The sequence below is a fragment of the Brachybacterium tyrofermentans genome, assembly GCF_039526165.1.
Taxonomy (GTDB): domain Bacteria; phylum Actinomycetota; class Actinomycetes; order Actinomycetales; family Dermabacteraceae; genus Brachybacterium; species Brachybacterium tyrofermentans.
Genome location: NZ_BAAAIR010000034.1, coordinates 205,002 through 217,717, shown reverse-complemented (window position 1 = coordinate 217,717; position 12,716 = coordinate 205,002). Strand labels below are relative to the sequence as shown.

The window sequence follows — 12,716 nt, the reverse complement described above, 5'->3', positions numbered from 1 at the left end:
GTCTAGGTGGGACGATGGTCCCATGGACCATGCTTCCTCCCGCCCGCGACGCCGCGGACCCCTGCTCATCGCCCTCGCCGCCGTCGTGATCGTGGCCCTCGTGGTCGGTGTGCTCCTGTGGCGTGATCGCTTCGGGGACGGCGCCGAGGAGGCCCAGGCCCTGGCGGATGCGCTCCCGGAGGGGGACTTCGCCGAGGTGGCGCTCGAGGACCTCTCGGCCTCGGCCGCCGCGACCGAGCACGAGCGGGTCCTCGGCCCGCTGCTCGAGGCGGTCGAGACGCCCCCGCAGGTCGAGCTGGTCGACGCCGGAGACGCTGAGGACGGGTCCCGCACCGCGACCCTGCAGTGGACCTGGACCCTCCCGCAGGACGCCGGGACCTGGGAGTACACCACGGAAGCGGTGCTGCGGCGCGGCGAGGACGGCTGGGCCGCGCAGCTCGCCCCCACGGTGTTCGCTCCTGACCTCAGCGCCCGTGACCACCTGGACCTGAAGCGCCTCGACCCGACGATGGGAACGGTCACCGACCGCGACGGGAACATCCTCTACGGTCCCCACGACGTGCAGGTGATCGGTCTGGACAAGGCGCAGCTCGAGGAGTCCGAGCTGGACGACGCCGCACGGGCGCTCGCCGGGCACCTCGGGATCGACGAGGACAACTACGCGAGCTCCGTCGCGGGCAACGGACCCGAGGCGTTCGTCCCCGCGCTCACGATCCGCGTCGAGGACCTCGGGGACTACCCGCTGGCCACGGCCGAGGAGGTCCCGGGCTACCGGGCGCTCGAGAAGAGCCAGCCGCTGGCCGTCGAGCGCGACTATGCCCCGGGCGTGCTGGGGTCGCTGCGGGAGGCCACGAAGGAGGACGTCGACGGCTCCGACGGCGAGATCGTCGCCGGGGACCTCGTCGCCACCGGCGGTGTCGTCGCCGCCGAGCATGACGCCCTCGTGGGCAGCGCCGGCGTCAACGTGGTCGCCGTCGACCCCGACGCGGACGCCGAGCGGTCCCTGCACAAGGTCGAGGCGAGCGACGGCACCGAGGTGCGCACCACGCTCGACGACGGGCTGCAGCGACGCGCCACGGAGGCGATCGCCGACCAGGATGCCCCGGCCGCCGTGATCGCGCTGAAGCCGTCGACCGGCGATGTGCTCGCCTCGGCGCTCGGGCCGACGGGGCAGAGCTATCCCATCGGGCTGGTCGGCCAGTACGCACCCGGTTCGACCTTCAAGGCGGTGACCGCTCTGTCCCTGCTGCGCGAGGGCGTCACCCCGGATACCGAGCTGCAGTGCCCGGAGACCGCGACCGTCGAGGGGCGCAGCTTCAAGAACGCCGATTCGATGAATCCGGGCCTGTTCGGGCCGATGCCGCTGCGGGACGTCATCGCGCACTCCTGCAACACGGCGCTGCTGCTGCAGTACGACACAGTGGACCAGCCCGCTCTCGCCGATGCCGCGACCACGCTCGGCATCGGCCAGGAGGCCCCGAAGGGCCTCGAGGCGTTCATGGGGTCCGTCGACCCCGAGGACACGGGCACCGAGCACGCCGCGGCGATGATGGGCCAGGGCCGCGTGCTGACCTCGCCGCTGTCGATGGCTGTGGTCCTCGCGAGCGTGCAGCAGGGCAGCACCGTCCATCCCCGGATCCTCGCCGACGACGAGACGGCGGCGCCCGAGGTGCCGAACCCGCTGACGGCCGACGAGACCGCGCAGATGCAGGAGCTGCTGCGCGGCGTCGTCACCTACGGCAGCCTCGACGAGTTCGCGGACCTCCCGGGCGAGCCGGTGATCGGCAAGACCGGCACCGCGGAGTGGACGAACGAGGACGGCGAGCTCAAGCTCCACTCGTGGGTGATCGTCGCCCAGGGCGATCTGGTCGTCGTCGCCTTCGTCGAGGACGGCAGCTACGGCTCGACCACGGCAGGGCCGATCGCCCGCGAGGTGCTCGAGGGTCAGTAGGTCAGCTGTTCAGTACTCCGCGCGGTCCTCGTGGTCGCGCCAGGCGGTGAACGGCGCGGCCGCGCCCGCCCGACGGTGCTGCTCGGTGCGCAGCAGGTCGTCGGATCCGGGGGTGTCGAAGTACCCGTAGAACGCGGCGTCGTCGAAGCCCGCCTGCGCCGCGTCCTCGCGATCGGCGGCGAACACCACCGTGTCGATCCGTGCCCACAGCGCGCTGGCCAGGCACATCGGGCAGGGCTCGCAGCTCGCATAGAGCACCGCCCCGGGCAGCTCGTGCGTCCCCAGCTCCGTGCAGGCCGCCCGGATCGCCAGGACCTCGGCGTGCGCGGTGGGGTCGTGGTCCGCGGTGACCCGGTTGACCCCGTCGAAGCCGCGCCCGTCGGCGGTGAGGAGCACCGCCCCGAACGGCCCGCCTCCCTCGGCCACGTTGGCGGCGGCCAGGTCGATGGCACGGTCGAGGTGGTCGTTCTCAGCTGCGGTGCTCATGGGTGGGATCCTCTCTCACAGGTCAACGGTCGGCGGGATCATAGGCCCGCCGCGACCTCCACAGCCTGCCGGATGGCACGCTCGGCGTCGAGCTCGGCGGCGACGTCGGCGCCGCCGATCACGTGCACCCGGGGCGTGCGGCCCGCACGAGCGCCGCGGATCTCGTCGGCCAGGGCGTTCACGCTGACCTGCCCGGCGCAGACCACGACCGTGTCGACCTCGAGCACGCGCTCGGCGCCGTCCTCGAGGATGTGCAGGCCCTCGGCGTCGATCCGCTGGTAGGTCACGCCCTTGTGCTGGATGATCCCCGCGTGGCGCAGCTCGGCGCGGTGCACCCAGCCAGTGGTGCGGCCCAGTCCGGCGCCGATCCGGGTCTCCTTGCGCTGCAGCAGGTGGACCTCGCGGGACAGCCGGCCGTCGTCCGGGTCGCCGTCCGGGCGGGGGATCACGCCGCCGCGGTGGGCATCGGCATCGACGACGCCCCAGTGCGTACGCCAGGCGGCGACATCGAGGGTGGGGGAGGGTCGGGCGGAGGTGAGGAACTCCGCGACGTCCACGCCGATGCCGCCGGCGCCGATGATCGCGACCCGTCGGCCCGCCTCGGCGCGGCCCTCGAGCAGGTCGGCATAGCTGATCACCGTCGGGCCGTCGGCGCCGTCAACCGCTGCGGAACCGGCGCCCGGGAGGTCCAGCTCGCGCGGGGTGACCCCGGTGGCGATGATGACGTCGTGGAAGCCGAGCAGGTCCTCCGCGTTGGGGCGGAGGTCCAGACGCATCCCGACCCCGGCCGCGGCGAGGCGCATCCGCCAGGACTGGAGCGCCTGTGCGTAGTCCTCCTTGCCGGGGATGCGCGCGGCCAGACGCAGCTGGCCGCCGATCTCGCCGGTGGCCTCGAACAGCGTGACGACGTGGCCGCGCTCGGCGGCGGCGAGGGCGGCCTCGAGTCCGGCCGGGCCGGCGCCGACGACGGCCACCTTGCGCGCCCGACGCTGGGTGACGGGGCGCAGCACCAGCTCGGTCTCGTGGCCGGCGCGGGGGTTGACCAGGCAGCTGGCGCGCTTGCCGTCGAACACCTTGTCCAGGCAGGCCTGGTTGCACGAGATGCAGGCGACCACCTGGGAGGCGCGGCCGTCGGCGAGCTTGGCGGGCAGGTTCGGGTCGGCCAGCAGCGGGCGGGCCATGGAGATCAGGTCGGCCTGGCCATCGGCGAGGACCTGCTCGGCGACGGCAGGGTCGTGGATCCGGTTCGAGGCGACGACGGGTACGTCGACCAGCTCGCGCAGCAGGCTGGTCTGCTGGGTGAAGGCGGCGCGAGGCACGGAGGTCACGATGGTCGGGACCCGGGCCTCGTGCCAGCCGATGCCGGTGGACAGCACGTCCACCCCGCGTGCGGTGAGGCCCTGGGCGAGGGCCGTGGTCTCCGTCCAGGTCTGCCCGCCGGGCACCAGGTCCAACAGGGAGATGCGGTAGCTGAGCAGGGCATCCGGACCGATCGCCTCGCGCACTGCGGAGGTGATCGCGAAGGGCATCGCGCGCCTGCCCTCGGAGCTGCGGCCCCAGCGGTCCCGGCGACGGTTCGTGGCGGGGGCGAGGAACTGGTTGAGGAGGTAGCCCTCGGAGCCCATGATCTCGACACCGTCGTATCCGGCGGCGATCGCATGGCGGGCGGCCTCGGCGAAGTGGTCGATCGTGCGTCCGACGCCGCGGCGGGTGAGGCGACGGACCCGGAACGGGGAGAGCGGGGAGCGGCCCCGGCCTGCCGACGCGGCGAGCGGGTGGAACGCGTAGCGGCCGGCGTGGAGGAGCTGGAGGATGATGCGGCCGTCGGCCTCGTGGACCTCGCGGGTCACCAGCTGATGGCTGCGCAGGGTGCGCTCCGTGGCCTGGGCCCCGCGCGGGGTGAGCCGGCCGGTGCGGTCGGGGGAGAACCCGCCGGTGACGATCAGCCCGGCGCCGCCGCGGGCGCGCTCGCCGAGGTATGCCGCGAGCTTCTTGGCATCGGAGGTGCGGTCCTCGAGGCCCACGTGCATCGACCCCATGACGATCCGGTTGCGCACCTCGAAGCGGCCCAGGTCCAGGGGGGAGAGCAGGGTCGGGTACGAGCGGGGTGCGGTGGGGTGGGGAAGCGGCGTTGCCATGCCGCGATTGTGCCAGGGTCTGCCGGGTGATTCGGTACCAGGGTGCGTCACCGGTGAGGTGCGGCGGGACGCTCCGCCGTCGCTGCGTCGTCACCTCGGGCATCCGCCTCATGGCCGAGTCAGGTGGGGCTGTCGTCGGGTTCGTCGGGTGAGGGGCGGGGTGGGGGCGGCGGTGGCTTCAGGGGTGGCAGGGGGTTGTTCTTGAGGAACTCCTGGAGGCCGTCGTCGTCGCCCGCGCCGTCGCCCTGTCCGTCGTACTGGCCGCGTGATCCGCGTTTTTCGGTCATGCGCTGGCGTTCGATGCGGCGTTGTTCGATGATCCGGTCGCGGGCGGGGCGTGCGGCTTCGATCTCGGCGATCCGGACCGCGTCGGCGTGGGCACGCAGGTGCGTGTCCCAGGCGCGATCCAGTGCGGCGGCGAGGACAGGGGTCAGCAGGTCGTGTTCCTCATAGGTCGCGGTGCGGAGCTCACCATCGATCGTCCACCGAGTCTGGGTGGGCTCGACGACCGGCCGGCGCGGAACCGGGCGGGGAGGCAACGTGGCAGGCGGGAACCGAGGCGGATCCTCGGGAACATTCCGGAGCCTGTCCGGGGCAGGATCAGGACTGATGTCCGCACCGGGGTCGGGCTCAGTGTCGCGTTCGGGGTCGATGAGGCCCGCGGTCTTGATCGTGTGGTGCAGCCAGCAGAGCCGGTGGAGGTTCGCCAGGGACGTGGGGCCGCCAGCGGCAGGATCGTCGTGGTCGTACTCCTCGATGTGGTCATCCTCCGAGGCGAGCACCGTCGCCCGCGTGCAGCCGGGGGCCGCACACACGGGGTGGCGCAGGCGGAGCTGGAGACGCATCTGCGCAGTCGGCGTATACGTGTCGGCGGTGACGGGGAGATACGCACCGGTGGTGGGATCGGTGAGGATCCGCTGCCAGGTGGCCTGCCCCGCAGCCAGCGCACGGGCCTGCTCCGCGGGGACCGGGATCAGGCCGTCGATCACCCCGGGTGCGTCACTCTCACCCAGCAGAGTCATCGCCGGCACCGTGACCAGCAGCTTGTAGGGGGAGACGGGTTCGGGCACCGGATTCGTGTCGAGCATCGACTGCGTCAGCACCGCATACCGCAGCGCCGCCAGAGACATCGCCCGGCCACGTTGACGCAGCACCTCATCAACATCGAAGGGGATCGGGGCGTCGCTGTCCTGATCGTTCAGGGCGTGGCGCTGGGCTTTCTGGATCGCCTGCGCCGCGACATCGAGGCGGTGGGCGAGGGCTTTGATCTCCAACGTCGGCCCCGTCACCGACAACGTCGCAATCCCCCGCGCCGGGTCGATGATCTCCAGGTCCACGCGCCGTTCTGATTCCGGGGTCACGGGGATCGTGCCCGCAGTGACCATAGTGATCAACGAGCCGAGGTGGCGGGCGAATTGATCCCGAGAGATCGACGCCAGATCCCACCCCGCCACATGCTCATCCACAACACGGACCTGGTCATCGGGCAGTGCCCGTACTTTGCGCAGCAGCAGACGATGGAAGTCCTCGGGCAGATCACCCGAACGCAGGACCTCGAAGGTGCCGGGCATGAGGGTGACGGAGCGGTGAGCGTCCCGGATCAGGCACTCCGCCCGATGCAGGGACGCCCGCAGACCGGTGGCGACCTTCAACGCGGAGATATCCGCTGAATCGATGCACCCATCAGACTCCGGATCCCGCGTCAGAAACGCCGTCAGCAGCTCCTGCTCCCGGGCATACAGCTTCGTACGCTCACGCATGTTGTCGTGGATCGCCAGTGCCCGCACCGCCTGCTCGCTCTCGGGCTCCGCCTCACACGCCTCGATCACCCGCTGCGCAGTCAGCACCCGCCGAGCCCGCACCGGCCACACCGGCACCGCAGGCACGACGCTGGAATCAGAGGCGGGACCGGAAGGCGGATCGGAGGCGGCACCAGAAGGACCGTCGGAGTGACTGCCGGAGCGGTCGCCCGGAACGTTGCTCGCAGGCCCATCCTGCCCACCATCGGACAGCGAATCCCGCTCGAACTCCTCACCCACGACAACCCCTCCTTCCACCCCTGGAAAACACCGGCCCCACTGCCGACGACTTCACTTCATTTTACGCGATCGAACACCTTTGCGATAGACCCAACCAGCACTGTGTATGAATTTGTGGATAACCACCCACTGTGGAGGAAGGGTGACGCTCGGCGAGAGTGACGCCGAGGGGAGAGGGCTGCGCGCATGGCGGTCGGAGAGGTGGTCAGATGGTCGAGGTCTCGTACGTCAACGCAGGTCAGTGGTCACTGTGTGGAAGGTGTCCAGATTTTCGAGGTCGCGCTGGCGGGCCGAGGCGCGAGTGCTCTGCAGGGGAGGGGGTTCGGTCAGTGAAGGGTGCGACCTGCGTTTTGTGGATAACCTGCCACTGTGGAGGAAAGAATGGGAGAGGGGGCGTTCGGGAGTGCATATATCGGTCGCATTGTTGTCGGTGGAAGTGGTGGACTTCTGATGGCGCATTTGGGCTGCTGAACCTCGGGGTGTCGGCGTCGGCGTCGCGGTCGCGGTGGCGGCCGCCGGGCCGGGTCTCGTCGACCGGGTTTCGTCGGCTGGGCCCGTCGACCCGCCCTGCAGATCCGCTGGCCCGCCCTGCAGATCCGTCGGCCCCTTTACATACAGTCACCCACACGAGAGAGTCGTCGGGGCGCGGCACTGTTCCACGCCCGCTCCCTCCGCACGCCCGCTCCCTCCGCACGCCCGCTCCCTCCGCACACCCCCACCCACTCCAGACGGGACCCCATGGACCACCGGACCGGTAACCCCTTCACCCCGGGCTTCGGCCTGACGCCGTTCATCCTCGCGGGCCGCGCCGAAGCCATCGAGGACTTCACGGCGGCGCTGGCCGGCAACGTCCCCGAAGCACGGGCGATCCTGATCTCCGGGGCGCGTGGTTCCGGGAAGACGGTGCTGCTGACCGAGTTCAAGGAGCTCGCCCTCGACGCGGGGTGGACGGACCTGCGCGTGCACACCTCCTCGAGCTCGCTGGTGGACGAGCTGCGGGGCACGGCGATCGCCCGGCTGCGCGAGCTGGACCCCGAGGCGGAGACCTCTCGGCTCACCTCTGCCCGGATCTCGGGAGCAGGCGCGTCCCGGGAGATCCATCAGCGCTACGAGGGCGAAGGAGAACCGCTCACCACGGTGCTCGACCGGCTCGCGGCGCTCACCGAGGAGGACGGCGGCGGTCTGCTCATCACCCTCGACGAGCTGCAGTCCGTGGACCGCGACCAGCTGCATGCGATCACCCAGCACGTGCAGGACCTCATCGGGTCCGGGCACGCCGTCGCGTTCCTCGCCGCGGGTGTGCGGCCCGGGGTCGATGCCCTGCTCGACCACGAGCGCACCACCTTCCTGCGCCGGGCGCACCGCATCGAGGTGGGCAGCGTCGACGTGGGCACCGCGGCCGAGGCGATCCGTATGACCATCGCCGACACCGCGAAGACCATCACGCCCGAGGCGGCGGTGCTCGCCGGGGAGATCTCGCAGGGCTACCCGTACCTGATCCAGCTCATCGGCTCCAAGGCCTGGCAGAACAGCGGCGACGCCGACACGATCGAGATCGAGGACGTGCACGGCGGGCGCGACGGCGTGGTGGCGGCGATGATCAAGAACGTGCACGGCCCGGCCCTGCGCGGCCTCAGCGCCCGCAAGCGCGAGTACCTCCACGCGATGCTCGCGGACGACGGGCCCTCGAAGGTCGGGGACATCGCCGAGCGCATGGGCATCGACCCGCGCAACCAGTCCACCTATCGCGAACGGCTGATCGACGACGAGCTGATCCGCGCCGCCGGCCGCGGCCTCGTGGAGTTCGCCCTGCCCTACCTCGGGGCAGCGCTGATCCATGAGCAGGCGGAGGGGGCCGCGACGGAGCCGGGGAAGGGGCTGACGCGGTCCCATCGCTCGCGGCGCCCCCGCGGCACCCGCTGATGGTTACCGTGGGGGAATGACGAACTCGAGACCTGCCCGGACGTACCGGACCAGCCTCCCCGTACGGATCCTGCGCGCGATCGGACTGCTCGGGGCGCTGACGATCACCATCTGGCTCGTGCTCGCGTACCGGACGATGCCGCAGACGATCGCGACGCACTTCGGCCCCGGGGGTGCGGCCGACGACTACGGCAGCAAGGTCACGGCCCTGGTGCTCGCCGCGCTCATGGTGGCCCTGACCCTGTTCCTCGCCGTTCTGTCCCTGCGCCCGTCGATGCTGAACTATCCGACGGTGATCACCAAGACGAACGCGCAGGCGATCTACCGCGAGGGCGAGCGAATGCTGGTGCTGGCGCTGGTCAGCATGCAGGTCGTGTACCTCGGTCTCGGCCGGTCCGTGTCGGACGGCGCGGGGTCGGCCCTCCTGGCTCTCGGTCTGGTCCTGCTGGTGGCCTGCATGGTCCTCGGGATCGTGCGACTGGTGCGAGCGGCGCGGACGGACGAGGGCGTAGCCGCCTGAGGGCCACGCACCTCGCCCGTTTGCCTGACCCCGTCAGATCCGGGCGAGCGCGACCGCGACGTTGTCCGGTCCGCCGGCCTCGAGGGCCAGGGCCACCAGGTCGTCGGCCAGCTGGTCGACGTCGGCGGCCGGCGCCGTGAGGGCATCGGCGAGGGCCGACGGGTCGACCACCGCGTGCAGCCCGTCCGAGGAGAGCAGCACGAGGTCGCCCGGTTCGAGCCGACGGATCAGGAGGTCCGGAGCGGTCGGGGCGCCGGCGGCCAGCGCACGGTTGAGCACGGCGCGATCCGGATGCGCGGCGACCTCCTCCGGGGCGATGCGGCCCGCCGCGACGAGGGAGCGCAGGCGGGTGTGGTCCTGGGTGACCGCCTCGATCCGGGTGCCGCGCACGAGCGTCACGCGCGTGTCGCCGATGTGCGCGACATGCAGACGGCCGGCATGGAGGAGCGCCGCCGTCAGGGTGGCGCCGTCGGGCCCGTCGGCCGGCACCAGCGCCTCGGCGGCGGACCAGGCGGCTTCCAGCGCGGCGAGCGGATCGGCCGACGGGTCCTGCCCGGCGGCCCCGCCACCCCCGACAGCGTCGACGAAGGCGGAGAGGACCCGTGCCGAGAGGTCGTCGTCGGTGCCGAAGCCGTCGGCCAGGGCGAGCAGCACGGCGCCACCGGGGAGCTCGCGGGTGGCCACGGCGTCCTGCTGGGCGGTGCGCACGGGACCGCGCTCGGCGGCGGTGGCGACCTGCAGGGACGCGGTGGGGTGGTCAGCGGTGGATGCGGTCATGGTGGTGTCCTCCTGGGGACGTTCCCCGAGGTCACGGACGAGGTCGTCGACGGCGGCGCCGCGGGAGAAGGCGTCGGCCTCCTCCTGCCGCCACCAGGAACGCAGTTCGGAGACGGCGGCCGCAGCCTCGAGATCGCAGAGCACCTGGATGCGGGCGAGCCCCATCCCGAGCCCTCGCAGGGACGCGATCAGCTGCGCCCGCCGAACCTGGTCGGCCCCGTAGGAGCGGTACCCGGTGAAGGGATCGATGCGTCGCGGCGGGAGCAGTCCTGACTCGGCGTACAGGCGCAGCGCCTTCGGGCTGAGCCCGCTGGCCGCCGCCAGCCCGCCGATGCTCAGCAGCTGTGCATCCCGGTCCACCTTCGCCATGCGTTCCTCGGTCGTGCCTCGCCCGAGGTCCTCGGGCACCGGGGCGTTCCCGGCACGGACCACGCTCGGGATTGCCCCCGGGGCAGAGTCAAGCGTGCCTGGTCGGGAGTGTCCGGATATTCCATCGACCCGCACCGATTCTCTGTGATGCACTGCGATCATGCACTTCTCGATCCGTCCTCTGGACCCCACCTCCGATCTCGAGCTCACCCAGTACGGCGCCCTCGACGTCGCGCTGGACGAGGCGGCGCACGGCGGCAGCGAGGTGTTCACGCTCGCCCAGCGTCGGGTGCTGCTCACCGACACCCCCTACTACCGCACCCAGCGCTGGGTGGCGGTCGCCGAGCCGGTGGAGGGCGGGGAGGTCCTCGCCGGGATCGCCTCGGTGTACCTCCCGCAGCAGGAGAACCTCGACACGATCTCGGTGGGAGCCTCCGTGCACCCGGCGTTCCGGGGGCAGGGCATCGCCACCGCGCTCGTCGAGGAGGCGCTGATCCCGGCGATCCGGGAGTCCGGGCGCGCCCTGGTGGAGTGCTACGGCGCGATCCCGGCCGACGGCGACCCCGATGACCCGTCGGTGCCGACGAACCGTCTCGCCGCGCGCCTCGGGATCTCCCGCAGGAACGTCGCCGTGTGCCGCATCCTCCCGCTCCCGCTCGAGACCTCGCTGCTGGATCAGCTGCAGGCCCAGGTCGACGAGAAGATCGGCGACTACCGCCTCGAGCTGTGGGACGGCGGCATCCCCGAGGAGCATCTGACGGCCTATGGGCTGCTCATGCGCCAGCTCGAGCTGGACGAACCCGACGAGGAGGTCGAGCACGAGGCGCCCGAGTACACGCCCGAGCGGATCCGCACGATGGTCCAGCGGCTGCAGGACGCGGGCACCCGCGCGATCATCGCGGTCGCCGTCGCGCCCGACGGCAGCTTCGTGGGCAACTGCGAGGTGCACCTCCAGCAGGAGGAGGGGACGACGATCGCCTGGCAGGAGAACACGCTGGTCATGCCCGATCATCGAGGTCACCGTCTCGGTCTCGCGCTGAAGGTCGCCACGCACCGTCTGCTCACGGAGCAGGCGCCGCACGTGCGGTCGATCGCCACCTGGAACTCGCACGTGAACCCGTGGATGATCGCGATCAACGAGGCGCTCGGGTACCGGATCGCGTATCGCGAGATCGCGCTGCAGGGCCGCCCGCAGCACTGAGGCCGGCCCCGGCGACACGCCCAGGTCTCGTCGGCTCCGCGCCGACGGGCTCTCCTCGGCCTAGGTTCGTGGCCACCGACCGAGGGGGACCAGCGTGCAGGCACGGCATCGTAGGAGATCGTTGCGGCCAGGGCGGCCGCATGACCAGTTCACCATGATGATCGCGATCATGGCCGTCATCATGTCCGGCGGGATGCTCACGGGCCTGCTCGCCAACGCCTCGGCTCCCGCCCAGGAGCGGGACGCGGCCGCGCACCGAACGTCGCTGCTGCCGCCGGGGGACCCGTCCAACTCCACCCGCATGGACGACCGCACCCGGATCACGGGGGACATCACGCCGAAGTCCGTGGTCGCCGGTCCGGGCGGCACCGTCATCGCGAACAACATGATGTACAGCCACAGCTCGACGCTGTACGACGCGGAGACCCTCGAGCTGACCGCGACCGTCTCCGACGAGGTGGACCTGTCCGAGTTCGGGTTCGAGGATCGGGCCGGCGCCACGCAGGGCGCCCCGGTGGAGGCGGTGTTCTCGCCCGACGGCGCCTATGCGTACGTGTCCCAGTACCGGCTCAAGGGCCCCGGAGCGGGCGCGAAGGCCACCGACGACTGCACGAACGGCGACGCGATCGGGAACTCCGCCGTGTACCGCCTGAACCTCGCCAGCGGACAGTGGGACCAGGTCATCGAGGTCGGCCGGGTCCCGAAGTTCATCTCCCTCTCGCCCGACGGCAGCATCGCCCTGGTCTCGAACTGGTGCGACTCGAGCGTCTCCGTCGTGGACCTGGACGAGGGCGTCGAGACCAGCCAGATCCCGGTGGACTCCGCCCCGCGCGGCAGCGTGGTGCTGCCGGACAACCGCACCGCCTACGTGACCGCGATGTACGCCGACGAGCTGTACAAGCTCGACCTGGTGACCGGCGAGAGCGAGCTGGTGCTGGAGACCGGTCGCAAGCCCCGCCACCTGGTGCTCTCGCCGGATGCGAGCCGCATGTACCTCACCGAGTCCGGTTCCGACCGGCTGCTCGAGCTCGACCCGGCGACGGGCGAGGTGCTCCGGGAGACGGAGACCGGCCGCGAGCCGCGCTCGATGACGATCTCGCCGGACGGCCTCGCCCTGTACGTGGTGAACTATTACGCGAACACCGTCTCCAAGTTCGACACGGAGACGATGGAGGAGATCCAGACGGTGGAGGTCGGGCAGAACCCGATCGGAGTCACCTACGAACCGACTCAGCGCCGCATCTGGGTCGCGAACTACGCGGGGTCGATCGACGTCTTCGACGACACCACCCGCGCCGAGGAGATGATGTGA

Annotated in this window: 9 protein-coding genes; 5 read left to right on the top strand and 4 right to left on the bottom strand. The window is 71.3% G+C overall.

The annotated features are described in order from the left end of the window. The first annotated feature begins 22 nt into the window (after positions 1-22). Positions 23-1,951, top strand: coding sequence for a penicillin-binding transpeptidase domain-containing protein (locus ABD093_RS08595; protein ID WP_193116417.1), 1,929 nt, complete (start codon positions 23-25; stop codon positions 1,949-1,951). Positions 1,952-1,960: 9 nt separating this feature from the next. Here ABD093_RS08595 and ABD093_RS08590 read toward each other — a convergent pair whose 3' ends face one another. The 3 genes from ABD093_RS08590 to ABD093_RS08580 all read right to left on the bottom strand — a co-directional run bounded on the left by ABD093_RS08590 (position 1,961) and on the right by ABD093_RS08580 (position 6,461). Beyond that, complete coding sequence (locus ABD093_RS08590) at positions 1,961-2,437, bottom strand: nucleoside deaminase (protein WP_193116416.1); 477 nt, start codon at positions 2,435-2,437, stop codon at positions 1,961-1,963. A gap of 38 nt (positions 2,438-2,475) precedes the next feature. Further along, positions 2,476-4,575 carry an NADPH-dependent 2,4-dienoyl-CoA reductase gene (locus ABD093_RS08585; protein WP_343923763.1) on the bottom strand — a complete coding sequence of 700 codons (2,100 nt, stop codon included), beginning with the start codon at positions 4,573-4,575 and terminating at the stop codon, positions 2,476-2,478. A gap of 119 nt (positions 4,576-4,694) precedes the next feature. Further along, complete coding sequence (locus ABD093_RS08580; protein ID WP_343923761.1) at positions 4,695-6,461, bottom strand: DUF222 domain-containing protein; 1,767 nt, start codon at positions 6,459-6,461, stop codon at positions 4,695-4,697. An 891-nt stretch (positions 6,462-7,352) separates the two neighbouring features. Between ABD093_RS08580 and ABD093_RS08575 the strand changes: the two genes are divergently transcribed. Then, positions 7,353-8,537, top strand: a complete 1,185-nt coding sequence (locus ABD093_RS08575; protein WP_343923759.1) for an ATP-binding protein — start codon at positions 7,353-7,355, stop codon at positions 8,535-8,537. Positions 8,538-8,553: 16 nt separating this feature from the next. Next, positions 8,554-9,057: a DUF1648 domain-containing protein gene (locus ABD093_RS08570; RefSeq protein ID WP_343923757.1), complete on the top strand. Its 504-nt coding sequence runs from the start codon at positions 8,554-8,556 to the stop codon at positions 9,055-9,057. Positions 9,058-9,090: 33 nt separating this feature from the next. On the opposite strand, the gene ABD093_RS08565 is transcribed toward ABD093_RS08570, so the two are convergent. Further along, the gene (locus ABD093_RS08565) at positions 9,091-10,266 is read right to left on the bottom strand and encodes a MerR family transcriptional regulator (protein ID WP_343923755.1); all 1,176 of its coding nucleotides are present in this window, start codon (positions 10,264-10,266) and stop codon (positions 9,091-9,093) included. A gap of 97 nt (positions 10,267-10,363) precedes the next feature. Between ABD093_RS08565 and ABD093_RS08560 the strand changes: the two genes are divergently transcribed. Together ABD093_RS08560 and ABD093_RS08555 are read left to right on the top strand one after the other, a co-directional pair. Then, entirely contained in the window at positions 10,364-11,404 is a 1,041-nt protein-coding gene (locus tag ABD093_RS08560; protein WP_343923753.1) for a GNAT family N-acetyltransferase, read from the top strand. A gap of 154 nt (positions 11,405-11,558) precedes the next feature. Continuing rightward, positions 11,559-12,716, top strand: a complete 1,158-nt coding sequence (locus ABD093_RS08555) for a YncE family protein (RefSeq protein ID WP_343923751.1) — start codon at positions 11,559-11,561, stop codon at positions 12,714-12,716.

Bases quoted from the DNA above. Each gene is read 5' to 3' on its own strand.
- ABD093_RS08555 (WP_343923751.1), top strand. From the start codon at position 11,559: ATGATGATCGCGATCATGGCCGTCATCATGTCCGGCGGGATGCTCACG.
- ABD093_RS08570 (WP_343923757.1), top strand. From the start codon at position 8,554: ATGACGAACTCGAGACCTGCCCGGACGTACCGGACCAGCCTCCCCGTA.
- ABD093_RS08590 (WP_193116416.1), bottom strand. From the start codon at position 2,437: ATGAGCACCGCAGCTGAGAACGACCACCTCGACCGTGCCATCGACCTG.
- ABD093_RS08560 (WP_343923753.1), top strand. From the start codon at position 10,364: ATGCACTTCTCGATCCGTCCTCTGGACCCCACCTCCGATCTCGAGCTC.
- ABD093_RS08585 (WP_343923763.1), bottom strand. From the start codon at position 4,575: ATGGCAACGCCGCTTCCCCACCCCACCGCACCCCGCTCGTACCCGACC.
- ABD093_RS08595 (WP_193116417.1), top strand. From the start codon at position 23: ATGGACCATGCTTCCTCCCGCCCGCGACGCCGCGGACCCCTGCTCATC.
- ABD093_RS08575 (WP_343923759.1), top strand. From the start codon at position 7,353: ATGGACCACCGGACCGGTAACCCCTTCACCCCGGGCTTCGGCCTGACG.